The organism is Fulvimarina uroteuthidis (assembly GCF_034321785.1).
GTDB classification, from domain to species: domain Bacteria; phylum Pseudomonadota; class Alphaproteobacteria; order Rhizobiales; family Rhizobiaceae; genus Fulvimarina; species Fulvimarina uroteuthidis.
Genome location: NZ_JAXLPB010000007.1, coordinates 1 through 14,522, shown reverse-complemented (window position 1 = coordinate 14,522; position 14,522 = coordinate 1). Strand labels below are relative to the sequence as shown.

General features: G+C 61.1%; 16 protein-coding genes and 1 pseudogene. 14 read left to right on the top strand and 3 right to left on the bottom strand.

The annotated features are described in order from the left end of the window. The first annotated feature begins 290 nt into the window (after positions 1–290). From U0C82_RS17135 to U0C82_RS17110, 6 genes and pseudogenes are all read left to right on the top strand, one after another. Positions 291–893: a fused DSP-PTPase phosphatase/NAD kinase-like protein gene (locus U0C82_RS17135; RefSeq protein ID WP_322188848.1), complete on the top strand. Its 603-nt coding sequence runs from the start codon at positions 291–293 to the stop codon at positions 891–893. Next, positions 890–1,567, top strand: coding sequence for a response regulator transcription factor (locus U0C82_RS17130; protein WP_322188846.1), 678 nt, complete (start codon positions 890–892; stop codon positions 1,565–1,567). The genes U0C82_RS17135 and U0C82_RS17130 overlap by 4 nt, the downstream gene beginning before the upstream one ends. After that, positions 1,554–2,984, top strand: coding sequence for a sensor histidine kinase (locus U0C82_RS17125; protein ID WP_322188844.1), 1,431 nt, complete (start codon positions 1,554–1,556; stop codon positions 2,982–2,984). Before U0C82_RS17130 ends, U0C82_RS17125 begins: the two co-directional genes overlap by 14 nt. An 83-nt stretch (positions 2,985–3,067) precedes the next feature. Beyond that, positions 3,068–3,862, top strand: a complete 795-nt coding sequence (locus tag U0C82_RS17120; RefSeq protein WP_322188842.1) for a COG4705 family protein — start codon at positions 3,068–3,070, stop codon at positions 3,860–3,862. A 93-nt stretch (positions 3,863–3,955) separates the two neighbouring features. Next, on the top strand, positions 3,956–5,197 hold the full coding sequence (locus tag U0C82_RS17115) for an adenylate/guanylate cyclase domain-containing protein (protein WP_322188840.1): 1,242 nt from the start codon (positions 3,956–3,958) through the stop codon (positions 5,195–5,197). A gap of 25 nt (positions 5,198–5,222) precedes the next feature. Then, positions 5,223–5,657 (top strand): annotated as a pseudogene (locus U0C82_RS17110) (EamA family transporter). Here the strand turns inward: U0C82_RS17110 and U0C82_RS17105 are convergent. Next, the gene (locus tag U0C82_RS17105) at positions 5,644–6,057 is read right to left on the bottom strand and encodes a YkvA family protein (protein WP_322188838.1); all 414 of its coding nucleotides are present in this window, start codon (positions 6,055–6,057) and stop codon (positions 5,644–5,646) included. The pseudogene U0C82_RS17110 and the gene U0C82_RS17105 overlap by 14 nt on opposite strands. A 111-nt stretch (positions 6,058–6,168) precedes the next feature. On the opposite strand from U0C82_RS17105, the gene U0C82_RS17100 reads away from it, so the two are divergent. The 5 genes from U0C82_RS17100 to U0C82_RS17080 all read left to right on the top strand — a co-directional run bounded on the left by U0C82_RS17100 (position 6,169) and on the right by U0C82_RS17080 (position 10,722). Next, on the top strand, positions 6,169–6,468 hold the full coding sequence (locus U0C82_RS17100; protein WP_322188836.1) for a hypothetical protein: 300 nt from the start codon (positions 6,169–6,171) through the stop codon (positions 6,466–6,468). Positions 6,469–6,653: 185 nt separating this feature from the next. Beyond that, entirely contained in the window at positions 6,654–7,031 is a 378-nt protein-coding gene (locus U0C82_RS17095) for a PepSY domain-containing protein (RefSeq protein ID WP_322188834.1), read from the top strand. A gap of 195 nt (positions 7,032–7,226) precedes the next feature. Next, the gene (locus U0C82_RS17090) at positions 7,227–8,033 is read left to right on the top strand and encodes a COG4705 family protein (RefSeq protein ID WP_322188832.1); all 807 of its coding nucleotides are present in this window, start codon (positions 7,227–7,229) and stop codon (positions 8,031–8,033) included. A 182-nt stretch (positions 8,034–8,215) separates the two neighbouring features. Further along, positions 8,216–10,186 (top strand): bifunctional DedA family/phosphatase PAP2 family protein, encoded by a 1,971-nt coding sequence (locus U0C82_RS17085; protein WP_322188830.1) that lies wholly within the window; start codon positions 8,216–8,218, stop codon positions 10,184–10,186. Between the two features lie 134 nt (positions 10,187–10,320). Beyond that, complete coding sequence (locus tag U0C82_RS17080) at positions 10,321–10,722, top strand: cytochrome b (RefSeq protein ID WP_322188828.1); 402 nt, start codon at positions 10,321–10,323, stop codon at positions 10,720–10,722. Between the two features lie 33 nt (positions 10,723–10,755). Here the strand turns inward: U0C82_RS17080 and U0C82_RS17075 are convergent, their stop codons facing one another. Next, positions 10,756–10,944, bottom strand: a complete 189-nt coding sequence (locus U0C82_RS17075) for a hypothetical protein (RefSeq protein ID WP_322188826.1) — start codon at positions 10,942–10,944, stop codon at positions 10,756–10,758. On the opposite strand from U0C82_RS17075, the gene U0C82_RS17070 reads away from it, so the two are divergent. From U0C82_RS17070 to U0C82_RS17060, 3 genes are all read left to right on the top strand, one after another. Further along, positions 10,943–12,595 carry a phosphoethanolamine transferase gene (locus tag U0C82_RS17070; RefSeq protein WP_322188824.1) on the top strand — a complete coding sequence of 551 codons (1,653 nt, stop codon included), beginning with the start codon at positions 10,943–10,945 and terminating at the stop codon, positions 12,593–12,595. The genes U0C82_RS17075 and U0C82_RS17070 overlap by 2 nt on opposite strands. A 47-nt stretch (positions 12,596–12,642) precedes the next feature. Then, the gene (locus U0C82_RS17065; protein ID WP_322188822.1) at positions 12,643–12,984 is read left to right on the top strand and encodes a diacylglycerol kinase; all 342 of its coding nucleotides are present in this window, start codon (positions 12,643–12,645) and stop codon (positions 12,982–12,984) included. A 254-nt stretch (positions 12,985–13,238) separates the two neighbouring features. Next, a complete protein-coding gene (locus U0C82_RS17060; RefSeq protein WP_322188820.1) occupies positions 13,239–13,586 on the top strand; it encodes a hypothetical protein in 348 nt (115 codons plus the stop codon). 50 nt (positions 13,587–13,636) lie between these two features. Here U0C82_RS17060 and istB read toward each other — a convergent pair whose 3' ends face one another. Further along, positions 13,637–14,431: an IS21-like element helper ATPase IstB gene (gene istB / locus U0C82_RS17055; RefSeq protein WP_322189009.1), complete on the bottom strand. Its 795-nt coding sequence runs from the start codon at positions 14,429–14,431 to the stop codon at positions 13,637–13,639. Between the last annotated feature and the right edge of the window lie 91 nt (positions 14,432–14,522).

The window sequence follows — 14,522 nt, the reverse complement described above, 5'->3', positions numbered from 1 at the left end:
TTTCGGTTTTTCGCCATCGGCCACAAACTAACGAATACAAGCATATTTGAAAGTCTACATTTCAGTGATTTGTTATTTTCTTAATCTATTTTTGTATCATAAGTTTGTGCGCATATTGTGATAGTTCTCTTTGTCGGCAAGAAAGGGATAAAATGAGTTTGAAATTATATTAATGGCAATATTTGGAAATCAATTGCTGCGTTGGTATACAAATCGGTATAGTTGGGGACATTCGCCGGCAAATTCCGCGCCTTACGAAGACGAGACACTCAATTTGGAGGATCTCGTTCGTGTCCGGCATCAGACGTCCAATCGGCGGTTTCCTTATTGCGGTCGCCGTCCTTGTTGCCCCTCCCGCGGGGTATGCCGGCTTCCTGCATTTCTCCGGGAACGTCCACGCCGTCGAATTGGGTGCCGTCTATCGCTCCGGGCAACTCGACCGAGACGATCTCGAAGCACTCATCGCGCAGAAGGGGATAAAATCAATCCTGAACCTGCGTGGCGAGCACCCGGACGTCGGCTGGTATTCCAACGAAGCGGATGTCGTGCGCCGCTCGAAGATCGTGCACATCTCGATCGGGCTCTCGGCTCGCGAGGAACCGGACCTTGCTACGATGCGGCGGCTCGCGACCGTGATAGAGTCTGCCCCGAAACCTTTGCTGATTCACTGCATGGGAGGCGCGGATCGGACAGGACTGGCGTCGGCGATCTACGAATATAGTATAGCAGGCAAGTCCGCCGACGAAGCAGACGATCAGCTATCCGTCGCTTACGGTCACTTTCCATGGCTTTGGAGTCGCACAGGGGCCATGGACAAGGCTTTCGAGGCCTTCGTCGCCGCGGGCGCGGCATATACGCAAATGGCGGAAGCCAGAGAAGGAAACGCACAATGAAAGTGCTCGTCATCGAAGACGACCGCTCGACCGCCGATTACGTCACCGGCGGGCTGAAGGAGGAGGGCCACGATCCGGATCATGCGGCGTCCGGCCCGATAGGTTTGGAGCTTGCCTGCACGCGGGACTACGACGCGATGGTCGTCGACCGTATGCTGCCCGGTATCGACGGGCTGTCCATCGTCAGGGCGCTGCGCTCCTCCGGACGAGACACGCCGGTGATCTTCCTGACCTCCGTGTCCGGTCTCGACGACCGCGTCGAGGGGCTGGAAGCTGGGGCCGACGACTATCTCGTCAAGCCCTTCGCCTTTTCCGAATTAATGGCGCGGCTTAATGCGCTGGCGCGCCGCTCACCCATGCGCAAGGAGGAGACGGTCCTGACGGTGGGCGCTCTTGAGATGAATCTGATCGCCCGGACGGTGAAGCGCGAGAGCCGGGAAATCGATCTGCAACCTCGCGAATTCCGGCTTCTGGAATACATGATGCGCAATCGCGGACGGGTTCTGACGCGAACCATGTTGCTCGAGCGCGTCTGGGATTTTCACTTCGACCCGAAGACCAACGTAGTGGAAACCCATGTCAGCCGGCTACGTGGCAAGGTGGATCGACCATACGTGACCGAAATGATCAAGACGATCAGAGGCGCTGGATACGTCCTCAATGTTCCGTCCTGAGCCGTTCCGTTCGACCTCCTTCCGGGTCGCGCTTCTTTACACCGTCTTCTTTCTAGGATCGGTCCTCGCGATCCTCGGCATAACCTATATCGCCGCCTCCTCAGAGATGGCTGGGATCCTGCGCTCGGCGGTCTCCGATGACATGCGCATCTTGCGGCAGGCCTTTCGTGCCGGAGGCGAAGGTGCACTTCTTGAACGTATGGACGATCTCGCGGAATCCGCATCGGAAGATCGCTTCTTCATGATGCGCCAATCGTCCGACGGAGCAGCGATCGCGGGCAATATGCCTCCCGATCTCTGGCGCGACGGCTGGACGGACGAGAAACTGTCACAGAACACATTCGACAACTCCGAGGATCTGAAGAGAGCTGCCTCCCGCAACAGCGATGGAGAGGTTTTGCTGCTCGGCCTCGGCGAACGGATCGGTCCGTTCGACGTCATGATCGGGCGGAACTCACACGTCCTCGACGAGACACAGGAAATCATCCTGTCGGCCATGCTCTGGGGCGCGCTTGTCACGACGCTTCTCGCCCTTGTCGGCGGCTTCATCGTTTCCGTGGGGCCGACGCGCCGGGTAGACGAAATCGCCGCCACGACACGGCGGATCGTCGAGGGACGTCTTGACCTTCGCCTCCCCGTTTCCAAGCGGCGGGACGAACTGGATCGTCTTGCGACCGACATTAACACTATGCTTGCCCGGATCGAGACGTTGCTTTCGAGTTTGAAGCAGGTCTCGGCCGACATCGCCCATGATCTTAGAACACCGCTCGCGAGGCTCAGGCAGAAGCTCGAAGTCGTGAGGCGACAACCTCGTTCGCCGGATGAATACGAGACGGCCATCGACGCAGCGATCGAGGAGAGCGACGCGGCGATCGAGACTTTCAACGCACTTCTTCGGATTGCCCAGATCGAAGCCGGAACAAGGAAATCCCGGTTCCGCCGCCTGGATCTTGCTAACGTTGTGCGGAAAACCTGTGACATATACGGGGAGGTTGCGGCCGACGAAGAACACGAACTGATCTGGAAGCATCTCGAACTCGGTGAAATCGAAGGCGACGAGGAACTCCTCACACAGGCCGTCGCAAACCTCTTGGAGAATGCGATCCGCCATGTTCCCGCGCCCGGTCGGATCGAGGTTGCGGTCTCGATACAGAACGGCCGGGTTCGGCTCGATATAGCAGACGATGGACCGGGCGTTTCCGAGAACGAGCGCGAACGCATCTTTGAACGCCTTTATCGACTCGATCGCAGTCGCACCACACCCGGAAGCGGACTTGGTCTGTCTCTCGTTGCGGCAATCGTGGAACTACACTCAGGCACTGTCGAGGCGCTAGACAACGCCCCCGGCCTGCGGATCCGGATCGAACTTCCGACCGCTCACGCCGCGCTAAGCACGCAGAATTACGAAATGGTATAGCCGGAGAGAAGCGACCGCAATTCGGGTCACCTAAGCCATCGGATATGCCGCAGGAAGCGGCGATTTTCCCTTGGAGCCCCGGAATGAACTCGAACCAATCGGCCCTGACCGAAACCCTCCTGTGCAAGGTCCCCCAGATCACGCTCGCCTTTTGGGTCATCAAGATCATGGCGACGACGGTCGGCGAGACAGCCGCCGATTTTCTCATCTTCAATGTCGGCCTCGGCCTCGTCGTCACCTCGCTCATCATGAGCGCTCTTCTCGTCGCGGTTCTCGCCTACCAATTGAAGCTCCGCGAATATGTCGCGACCAGCTACTGGCTCGTCGTCGTCTTCGGGTCGGTCGTCGGAACGCTGATCTCCGACTACATGGTCGACGATCTCGGCATCAGCCTCGTTACCACCACGATCGCCTTCTCGATCGGCCTCGCTGTCACGTTCCTCGCTTGGTACGCCAGCGAGCGGACGCTTTCGATCCATTCGATCTTCACGCGCAAGCGCGAACTCTTCTACTGGGCCGCGATCCTCTTCACCTTCGCGCTCGGCACATCCGCCGGCGATCTGATCGCGGAGCGCCTCGGCCTCGGCTACGGCATCTCGGCACTGATCTTCGGCGCGCTTATCGCATGCGTCTACGCCGCCTATCGGTTCGGAGCCGGCGCGGTCCTGACATTCTGGGTCGCCTACATCCTGACCCGGCCGTTCGGGGCCTCAATGGGCGATCTCCTCTCGCAGCCGACGAACCATGGGGGTCTCGGCCTCGGCACCACGGGCACCAGTGCTCTCTTCCTCCTCACCATCGCCGGTCTCGTCACCTACCTGACCGTGACGAAGAAGGACAAGATCGAGGAAGGCGCCACGCCGAGCCTTTCGGCCTGAGGGCAACTGGATCTTCCCCGACTGGCCCACCACGGGACGTGCGAGCATCGTGCGTCCAGTTCCCTTTCCTGGAGGGATCCCCTGACATTCAGTTTGACGCCCGACACCTCCGAGTCCGCCGCGAAAATCGGCACGTCCTTTCCGCTTCTCGGAACTTTCGTGTTCGTCCTCCTGCCGTTGCTGGTCATCGGCGGTTTCGGACTCGGTGTGACTATGATCGCCGGTGTGTCGGCGAGGTCCGGGTCCCTCTTTGCTCAATCGGACGTGCGCCTTGTCAGCACGATCGTTCCACGATCGTCGAACGATACAATCGAGCCAGAGCCGACACCGCGGATGCTGGCCGAACTGGAGCGCGAAGCCGTCGAATTGGGGTTCACATGCCTCTCGGTCGTCACCCCCGCGCGCTCATACACGGTCCGCGCCGACGAGCAGGCGGGTTGCAGCGATCCGGATCTGACGGGTTTTCGGCACGAGATCGAGGAAGCGGGGCCGCTCCTCGTCGAAGATTTGATAACTCCCAACACATGGACTTCCATCGGGACGGCTGAACCGCAAACCGGCGAACTTGCCACGCTGATTGCCGCGACACGTCCGGCGACATCGCTCGAGGCCTCGATCCTCCGCTCGGCGGGCACCTGGGCGATGGTCTTCGCATCCGTAATCGTGCTCTTCGTCGTGACGATGGCGTTCGTCGTCGTTCGTGCGCAGAAACGGATTGATGCCCAAGCGCGATATGTCGGTCGCATTCACGATCGCCTGCGAAGTTTTCTTCCGGTCGCGGCGGTTCGGGACGCTCTTGGTGCATCCACCAAAACGGAACGGCTCGATGCCGTCATCCTGTTTGCCGACCTCCGAGACTTCTCCGGCTTTGCGGACACGAACGACACGCAAGACGTCGCCAAATTGATCGATGCATTCATGACGCGGACCGCGGCGGTCGTTTCCGGGAACTGCGGAGAAATCGACAAGATCATCGGCGACGGGGTGCTTGCGGTCTTCAGGCAGCCAGACGCCGTCGCACACGCCTTCGATGCCGCCCTCGCATGCATTCGCGCATGTCGCGATCTGGAAAGACGTCCCGGTGTCGGACTCTACCGGGGGGAGGTCGTCGCAACGGCAGTCGGCACGAGCGAAAGAGCCGACTTCACGGTTCTCGGTCGCACGGTGAACCTCGCGTCCCGCCTCTGTTCACTGGCTAGTGAGGCTGAGATCGTCGCACCCGCAGGATTTGCAGACCCGCTTCCCGAGGACGTAGAGGAGGTCTCGCGAGAGACCGTGACACCTCGGAATCATCTCCTTGCGGAAGAAGTCGTGCGATACAGGCTTCGCGATTGACATCTTGCAGCAGGAACCGATCACGATGAGCGCATTCTCGACGGCTTGGCAATTCTGGGCGCTCATGGCGGCGGTGTTCGCAGCCGCGACCGCGATCCTGGCGAAGGTCGGGGTGTCCGACATCCCGTCGGATCTCGCAACGCTTATCCGCACGCTTGTCGTCGTAGCCCTTCTGTCATGCATCGTCGCGGTCACGAAACAGTGGCGCCCGCTGACCTCGCTTCCAGGTCGCTCTCTGGTTTTCCTCATCCTTTCGGGGTTCGCGACAGGAGCTTCATGGCTCTGCTAATTCCGCGCTCTGAAGCTCGGCGATGCGGCGCGCGTCGCACCGCTCGACAAACTCTCCGTCGTCCTCGTCGCCGTCTTCGGCGTTCTCTTCCTCGGCGAGCGGCTCGCTCCCGTCAATTGGCTCGGCGTCGCACTCATCGCCATCGGCGCATGGTTCGTCACATGGCGGTAAACAATCGGCTCCGGGTTGCGTAGAGGACCAGCGCGATCCCTGACATCCAGATGGCGACGACCAGAACGAGCCCGAGCCGGCTCTTCGGCCGACGTCCGATGGCTTCCGCCTGCCGTCGCAGCCTCGAGATCTGTGCCTTCGGGATCAGCCGGAGAGCGAGCCAGATCCCAGCCGGGACGAGAACCAGATCATCGAGGAGCCCGAGGACCGGAATGAAGTCCGGGATCAGATCGACGGGCGACAGGGCATAGGCCGCCGTCAAGAATGCGACCAACCGGGCGGCCATGGGCGTTTCGGGATCACGAGCCGCCAGCCACAGGACGACGACGTCCCGCTTCAGCCGCTTCGCCGCAGCCTTCAGCCGATTGGCGAGGATCGAGAGGCTCTTCCGCAAGATCACAAAACCACAATCTTCCGTCCCGGATACGGCAATCTTCCGCTCCCATCTTGATCTCATGAGCTTGAGGGACGGCTCGTCAAAAACGAAAACCCGATCCCTCGGAGAAAAACAATGAACGCCTTCAAGAAGACTGCCTTCGCCGCTCTGGCCTTCGCCTCGATCATGGGCGGCCTCGCAGGCACCGGCGCCGCGAATGCGGCCCAGCGCACGGCCGACGACAATTTCGTGATGGTGCCGGGTTCGGACGCGAGCGCGAAGCAGGTCGCTGAGGATACCCGGATGGACATCGCGGAACACGGCTCCTGGTTCACGCATGCGACGCCTGTCCGTCACCGTACCCTGGTGCCCGGCGACCAGTCGCTTCGCGATCATCAGGCACAGGCAGTCCGCAGGAGCATCGCTCGCGGATGATGGCGACGACATCGTCGGTTAGGCAACGGCCGTCCGGTTCGCCCGGGCGGCCGTATTTTTCGACACGACGGGGCGGACGAGCGCGCTATACTCAACCGTATAGTCTTGGAGCTTTGGACGTCATCTACGCCCCTCATCTTCCTTTCGAGCCAGACAAGAAGGCTCCGTCAACGAAAGGAAACCCCATGAAGAACCGCATCACCGCCGCCGCCCTCGGAATGGCCGCGATCCTCGCAGCCGGGAGCACGGCCTTCGCGGCAGACAACGGCAAGGGCGAGGCCGATCAGGCCGAGACGCAGAAGGCGATGTCCGCAACCGTCACGCTGACCGACGCTGTCGGAAAGGCCGAGGCCGCCGTCGGCGGCAAGGCCTTCGACGCGACGATTTCCGACGAGAAGGCCGACAATTCCTGGGAAATCGAACTCGCGCAGTCCGACGGATCGGTGAAGATCGTCATGGTCGACATCAAGTCCGGCAAGGTCGACCAGAACGCCTCCGACGAGAACGAGACCGAGGCAAACGATCAGGGCGAAGAAGCCGAAGACGGCGAGATGGCCGACTGATCGGAAAAGACGACCTCCAGGCCTCTCCGATCGGAAGGACGCCCTCGCGAACTCTCGCGAGGGCGTTTTCGTGACCGATCACTCACATTACCGAAGCGTATTCTCCGCTCCATCGCACCGCGAAAGACGGGTCCTAGAGAAGACGACGAACCGACCTTCGAGCCGGAATCGTCAACCTCTGGAAAGCTTCTCTCGATGACGGACAAACTCACTTCGACCGCGAGCAAGGTCGCTCAGGTCACGCTGGCATTCTGGATCATGAAGATCCTCGCGACCACGCTCGGCGAGACCGCCGGCGACTTCATCTCGATGACGCTTAATCTCGGCTACTATGTCGGTTTCGGTGTCACCTTTGCGATCTTGATCGCGCTCCTCGTCGCGCAGATCCGCTTCGATCGCTACCACCCGGCTCTCTTCTGGGCGGCGATCATCGCGACGACGACCGCCGGCACCGAGGTGTCGGACATGATGGACCGATCCTTTGGCCTCGGCTACGCGGCCGGATCGCTGATCCTCGTCGCGGGCCTCGCTGCCACCCTCGCCATCTGGTACTGGCGGGACCGTGATCTCTCGGTCTATCCGATCCGCCGCAAGGATGCCGAGACCTTCTACTGGATCGCCATCGTCTTCTCGAACAGCCTCGGCACCGCCTTCGGCGACTGGCTCACCGACAATGCCGGCCTTTCCTACGTTCAGGGCGCGCTCGTCACGGCCGCCGTCATCGGCGTCGTCGTCGCACTGCACTACGGAACCCGCATCAGCCACGTCCTCCTGTTCTGGATCGCCTTCATCTTCACGCGCCCGTTCGGCGCGACCTTCGGCGATCTTCTGACGAAGCCCATCGATCACGGCGGTTTCAACCTGCCGAGGGGTACCGCCTCGCTGATCACGCTCGCGCTTCTTGCCGGCGTCCTCGTCGCTTCGGAATATCTTTCCCGCAGGAAAGACAACCGGAACGACCCGGGTACGCTCGAGCGCCTGGAAGTTCGGGCAGGAGAGTAAACGAACGGCAGATTCCGCGGCCGTAGCGGTCGCGGCGGGAAAAGTGGGACTCGGGACAGGCTCGTCCCGGGTCCTTTTGCATGATCCGGCTTCCTATACCGAAGCGTATAGTTCGAGACATCCGGCACGAAGCTTCGGCCCGTAGGGCATGGCAATCATATTTCCCGCTTCGAGCCCTCCCGATGACCCAGACGCTTCTGAACCTCATCGATCAGCACTTCGTGCTGGCCTACGTTTTCCTGTTCCTCGTCTGTATGGGCGAGGCGCTCTTCGTCGTCGGTCTCTTCGTGCCGAGCACCGTCGTCCTCGTCGCCGTCGGCGCGATGATCGGCGCGGGCAAGCTGCCATTCCTGCCCGTTCTCGGCGTTGCGGCCGCCGGCGCCGTCGCCGGCGACGCGCTGTCCTACTGGATCGGCCATCACTACAGGGATCGCCTTCGCGGCCTCGGGCCCTTCAAGCGCTACGGTGCGTTGATCGACAAGGGTGAGGCCTTCTTTCACCGCCACGGCGGCAAGAGCGTCTTCCTCGGCCGCTTCGTGCCTGGCGTAAAGGCCATCGTCCCCGGGATTGCCGGGATGGCAGGCATGAGCATTCCGCGCTTTGCCACCGTCAACGTCGTTTCGGCCTTTGCATGGGCGGCCGCACACCTGATACCGGCCGCCGGGGTCGGCCTCGGGCTATCCCGCATCCATTCCCTCGATCCGCGCCTCGCGATTCTTGCGGCCGGTGGTGTGCTTCTCCTGCTGATTGTTTGGTATCTTGGAAAGATCCTGATCGGCTTCGTCGTACCGCTCGCCTCCGGCTGGCGCCAGGACCGGATCGAACGGCGCTCCAGCGTCGAAACATGGCTCGCTCGACTGGAAGTGCGCTTCCTGTCGAACGAGGCGAATATCGTCGGCCGCACGGCCGTGCTCGTTCTGGCGGCGCTCGCCGGAGGCGTCTTCCTACTGCTCCTCGGCAATCTCCTTCTCGATCCCGAACTGAAACTTGCTGACAAGGCCGTCTACAACCTGCTTCAGGGGCTTCGGACGAAGGCGGGCACCGACATCGTCACTGCGATCACCATGGCGGCGGACGGGTTCGTCCTCACGGCATTGACGGTCGCTCTCGTCGCATGGCTCGCCTTCCGGCGACATTTCCGGGTCGCGATCACGGCGGCCCTGACGATGATCGGCTCGGAGACCTTCGTCCATTTCGTGAAGGGTATCATCCAGCGGCCGCGGCCGACGGATCTCTATACCGGCGTTTCGTCCTTTTCCTTCCCGAGCGGCCACGCGACGCTATCGATGACCTTCTTCGGCATTCTCGCCGTCATCATTGCTTCACGGCTTCGTCCCACAGGCCAGGTCATTACGTTCGGGGCTGCGATCCTTGCGGGCCTAACGATCGCCTTCAGCCGCATGTATCTCGGCGCACACTGGCTGAGCGATGTGTCCGCGGGCCTCAGCTTCGGCGTCCTGATGACCGCGATCTTCGCCTTGACGACCCATCGCCGGGATCGGTCGATTCGCATCGCTCCGCTTGCCGGCGTGCTCGCGATCGTCTTCACAGGCTTCTACGGCTTTCACCTCTGGCGCGACTATGGGACCTGGACCGGAAACTACGCGCCGGTGCTCGTCTCGAAGGAAATGACCGAGGCCGACTGGCGAAACGGCGGATGGCGCGATCTGCCTCGGCATCGGCTGACGATCGGAGGAGACGAGGCGACACCGATCGTCTTCCAGACCGATCTGGACCCGCATGCGTTGACGCCATTGCTGAAGACTCTTGGCTGGTCGCGGGTGACAACGGGAGGGCTCCTCACGGCTCTGCTTCCTTCGGGTGTCGCACTTAATTCGCGGCCAGCGCTCCCCGTCCTCAATGAAGGGCGGCTTCCGATCGCGACGTTCGATTGGCCAACGGCGGGAGGCCGGAACGTCCTCTCCCTCTGGCCGTCTTCCTTCCGGATCGGACCGGATTCAGGCAGCAGGACGATCCTCCTCGCCGGATGCTCGCGTGAAACTGCCGAGCCGTTCGGCTTCGGCATGGCCTTTTCCGATCGAGGCGAATGTTCCGACGTCGCGGCGATCCAGTCCGGCCTTGAAAAACTGGCGAAGACGAAGCCGGCGGACATCCTTCTCGTGCCCGCTTCGAAAGGCATGGCCGCCGATTGATCCTGCAACGCCCGGCGCATCCAAGAAAAAGGGGCGAGGATTACGAAACCGTATAGATCCGGCAAGGCAGATGACGATGGCAGAGGCTCAGAGGGGATGCGGACCCATCCCTTTCAAACGGAGTGCCTTCGCCCATGTCCACCACCGTCAGCCGCGCCCACTGGACCGGCCTCAACGTCTTCCTTCACTGGACCATCGTCGTTCTGATCATTGGCCAATGGATCGAAGGCGAATACATGACCGCCCTCTGGGACGGGACGCTGGACGGCAAGGTGCTCGACCAGACGACCGTCCTCCTCGGCTACTCCCATATCGTGCTGGGAACCTTCGTCCTCGCCGCGGCGGCCGTTCGTCTTCTCGACCGTTTCGTCAACGGCCGCCCGCCCCATCCCGAAGGCGAGCCGACATGGGCCGCGACACTCGCGAAGGTCACGCATGTCCTGCTCTATGCCGCGCTTCTCGTCATGCCGGCCCTCGGCCTTGCTGCATGGTTCACCGGCAACGACGCTATCGCCGGCTATCACACCTTTCTCTAGAACCCGTTGCTGGCCTTGATCGGCTTCCACATCCTAGGCGCGCTCGCCCAGCACTTCTGGTTCAAGACCGGCGTGATGAAGCGCATGCTGCCCGGCGTCCGCCACGCATCCTGATTTCACGTTCTCGACATCTCCTGAAGGTTCGGCTCGCCCCTTCGTGCCAGCAAGCGCCGGGCAGGCGAGCCGAACCATCGAATCCTCATTAAAGAGCCAAATCTTCATGAAACGTCCCAGCCTGACGAGCATCCAGTTGAGCATGCTCGTGACGCTCTTCGTCCTCGCCACCGCCAACGCCACGTTCTGGATGAAGGCCTGGACCTATTTCGAGGAATTTCCCGGCACACTGGTCGGCTTCGCGATCGCGCTGTTTCTCCTCGGCTCGTCACTCCTGACGATGTTCTCGATGAAATATGTGATCAAGCCCGTGTTCATCGTCTTCGTCCTGATCGCAGCCGTCTCCTCCTATTATGTCGACACGTTCGGGATCGTCGTCGATCGCGACATGATCCGAAACGCGTTGGAGACGACGGCACCGGAAGCCGGCGCATTCGTCACGCCGAACTTCATCGTTCACATAGTCATTTACGGGTTTCTTCCGGCAGTCTGCATCGCGTGGGTCCGCATCCGGCACCGTGCCGTTCTGGCGAAGGCCAGATGGAACACGGCATTCATCCTGCCGTCGGTCCTCGTCGTACTCGGCATCGTCTTTCTGAATTTCTCGGTATTCGCCGCAACGTTCCGCAACCATCACGATCTTATGGCGAGCCTTAACCCGGCAAGCGCTATCGTCGGCGTCGGGAAGGTCATCGACCGGCACTTTCAGAACCGGAACCAGATTCTGACAAAGCTTGGCGAGGATGCGCGTTCGACCTCCCGAGGCAACGGCACGCGACCGAAAGTCCTCGTCCTCGTTGCCGGTGAAACCGCTCGTGCGCACAATTTCGGCCTTCTCGGTTACGAGCGCGACACCAATCCCGAATTGTCGAAACGGGACGTCGTCGCATTCTCGAACGTCTCAAGTTGCGGAACGGCGACCGCGGTTTCACTGCCTTGCATGTTCTCCGTCTATCCCCGAGACGATTATACCGAAACCAAGGGGAAGTGGACCGAGAACCTTCTTGATGTCCTCGGCCATGCCGGGATCAAAACGCTTTGGCTTGACAACAACACCGGATCCAAGGGCGTCGCAGACCGGACCGCTTATGAGTTTCTCCCCGATACCGCGGATCCATCATTCTGCGAGGACGGGGAATGTCGTGACGATGTTCTCGCGAACCGTCTGAAGGAGGTGCTCGTCGGAGTGAAGAACGATACCGTCATCGTTCTTCATCAGATCGGCAGCCACGGGCCGGCCTATTTCCGCCGATACGGCGAGGAAGCACGGCGCTTCGAGCCCGATTGCCGGACACCCCAGTTGGCGGATTGTACCAGCCAGGAACTCGTCAACGCCTACGACAACACGATCGTCCAGACGGACCGGAATCTCGGTCAGATCATCGATAGTCTTCGGGAACAGTCGGACCGTATCGACGCCGCCATGATCTATGTTTCCGACCACGGCGAGTCACTGGGTGAGAGCGGACTCTATCTGCATGCCGCTCCGTATTTCATGGCGCCGAAGGGACAGACGCATGTCCCGATGATCGCATGGTTCTCGGATGCGTTCGCGAAGGATGATGGTCTCGACCAGTCCTGCATCGAGGCCCGAAGGGCAGAACCTCTCAGCCACGATAGTCTCTTCCACTCCGTTCTGGGTCTGATGTCCGTCATGACCAAGGTCTATGATCCGGCTCTCGATTTCTCGGTTTCCTGTCGCGAAACCGGCCCGGGCACCAGCAGCCCCCAACCTCAAGACGAGGAGCCGGGCGCTTGAACGAAAACGAGCCGGACATTCCGCCCAAACTGACCGGACCTGCCCACGTGCTTGCCGCTGCGAGCTATTCGCTGGGCGGTATCCGCGTCCTCTGGCGCGAGCAGGCGTTCCGCCACGAGATTCTCGGCGCTGCGATCATCTTTGCGCTCCATATCAGCCTTGGTGTTCGAGTGTGGTGGATTGTCTTGCAGATCGTGCTCGTCGCAATGCTTTTCACCGCCGAAGCCCTGAACACGGCGATTGAGAAGGTCGTCGATCATCTCTCCCAAGACTGGAGCCTCTTTGCGAAAGAGGCGAAGGACCTCGGTTCGGCCTCCGTCTTTTTCCTGCTCATCGCGAACGGCGCTGTCGTTCTCATGAGCTGGTCGAAAGCATTCGAGCTGATCTGACGAAAGCGCTCTGCAAGGACGACGGCAGGTCCACGTCATCCGTATAGTTCCGGCAATCTCGGGGCCATAGCAGAAGCATAGACAGGCGGCACGACGACGACGTCGTCAGGCGGACGGACTTAACCCCGTCCCGAGTCGCCACGATCATCGTCGATGCCGGTCCCCTGGTCGGAGCGTCGGGAAATCGGCTATGCATCAGTATGCCCCGAGAAGTGATGCTGTTGCGAAAGCTGGCGATCATCGCGGCATCGAGCATGATGTCGACCTCGATCGGCGCATCCGCCGCCGATCTCGTCATACCCGAGCGGTCTCCGTCAGAACCTATCGCTATCGTCAAGCCGAAGGGCACGTGGTCAGGCCTGTATATCGGTGGCCAGGGCGGAGCGGTGTTCGGCCGGGATGGTCCGGACGTTCTCTTCGGCCCAACGCCGTTGTCCGCCACGACCGTCTACGGCACCGGCAACCCGAAGGCAGCTTTCGGCGGCGGTGCGCGTATCGGCTACGACTACCGGATCGGCGATGTCGTCCTCGGAGCGCTGACCGACATCAGCCTGATGAGCGGATCGACGGATCGAGGGTTGTTGATTTCCACCCGGAACTGACCCGGGGTTTCCATCGAGAATTGACCCGGCTCACAGATATGCTGGGCGGGTCACGATCGGGTCAAGGCATGTGCGCTTTCCTTCCTTTTTCGGGTGGTGGCGGCGGTGCTGGCCCTGAAGCGGAAGCTGTCATTTCCGGTCTCCAGGATGTGGCAGCGATGGGTGAGGCGATCGAGCAGCGCGGTGGTCATCTTGGCATCGCCGAAGACGGTGGCCCATTCGCTGAAGCTCAGATTGGTCGTGATGACGACGCTGGTGCGCTCGTAGAGCTTGCTCAGCAGGTGGAAGAGCAGCGCGCCGCCTGAGGCACTGAACGGCAGGTATCCAAGTTCGTCCAGGATCACCAGATCAAGACGGGTCAGGGTCTCGGCGAGTTGGCCGGCCTTGCCTTTGGTCTTCTCCTGCTCGAGCGCGTTGACGAGTTCGATGGTGGAGAAGAACCGAACTTTCCGCCGATGCTGCTCGACCGCCTGGACGCCGAGGGCGGTCGCGACATGGGTCTTTCCGGTGCCTGGCCCGCCGATCAGCACGACATTCTGCATTCCCTCGATGAACTCGCAGCGATAGAGCTGGCGCACCGTGGCCTCGTTTATCTCGCTGGCCGAGAAGTCGAAGCTCGTCAGATCCTTGTACGCCGGAAAGCGTGCAGCCTTCATGTGATAAGCGATTGAACGCACCTCACGTTCGGCCATCTCGGCCTTCAGGAGCTGCGTCAGGATCGGCACGGCGGCCTCGAAGGCAGGCGCGCCCTGCTCGATCAGGTCGGTGACGGCCTGGGCCATCCCATACATCTTGAGACTGCGCAGCATGATGACGACAGCGCCGCTGGCGGGATCATGACGCATGGCGGTCTCCACGACTACGGGCGCGCAGATCATCGTAGCGCTCGACGTTGGCCTTAGGCTCCCGGCGGAGCAGCAACGCTTGCGGCGTGTC

What these genes read in the sequence shown, in the direction of transcription:
- U0C82_RS17130 (WP_322188846.1), top strand. Translation starts at nt 890, where the DNA reads ATGAAAGTGCTCGTCATCGAAGACGACCGCTCGACCGCCGATTACGTC.
- U0C82_RS17125 (WP_322188844.1), top strand. Translation starts at nt 1,554, where the DNA reads ATGTTCCGTCCTGAGCCGTTCCGTTCGACCTCCTTCCGGGTCGCGCTT.
- U0C82_RS17120 (WP_322188842.1), top strand. Translation starts at nt 3,068, where the DNA reads ATGAACTCGAACCAATCGGCCCTGACCGAAACCCTCCTGTGCAAGGTC.
- U0C82_RS17100 (WP_322188836.1), top strand. Translation starts at nt 6,169, where the DNA reads ATGAACGCCTTCAAGAAGACTGCCTTCGCCGCTCTGGCCTTCGCCTCG.
- U0C82_RS17095 (WP_322188834.1), top strand. Translation starts at nt 6,654, where the DNA reads ATGAAGAACCGCATCACCGCCGCCGCCCTCGGAATGGCCGCGATCCTC.
- U0C82_RS17090 (WP_322188832.1), top strand. Translation starts at nt 7,227, where the DNA reads ATGACGGACAAACTCACTTCGACCGCGAGCAAGGTCGCTCAGGTCACG.
- U0C82_RS17085 (WP_322188830.1), top strand. Translation starts at nt 8,216, where the DNA reads ATGACCCAGACGCTTCTGAACCTCATCGATCAGCACTTCGTGCTGGCC.
- U0C82_RS17080 (WP_322188828.1), top strand. Translation starts at nt 10,321, where the DNA reads ATGTCCACCACCGTCAGCCGCGCCCACTGGACCGGCCTCAACGTCTTC.
- U0C82_RS17070 (WP_322188824.1), top strand. Translation starts at nt 10,943, where the DNA reads ATGAAACGTCCCAGCCTGACGAGCATCCAGTTGAGCATGCTCGTGACG.
- U0C82_RS17075 (WP_322188826.1), bottom strand. Translation starts at nt 10,944, where the DNA reads ATGAAGATTTGGCTCTTTAATGAGGATTCGATGGTTCGGCTCGCCTGC.
- U0C82_RS17060 (WP_322188820.1), top strand. Translation starts at nt 13,239, where the DNA reads ATGATGTCGACCTCGATCGGCGCATCCGCCGCCGATCTCGTCATACCC.
- istB (WP_322189009.1), bottom strand. Translation starts at nt 14,431, where the DNA reads ATGCGTCATGATCCCGCCAGCGGCGCTGTCGTCATCATGCTGCGCAGT.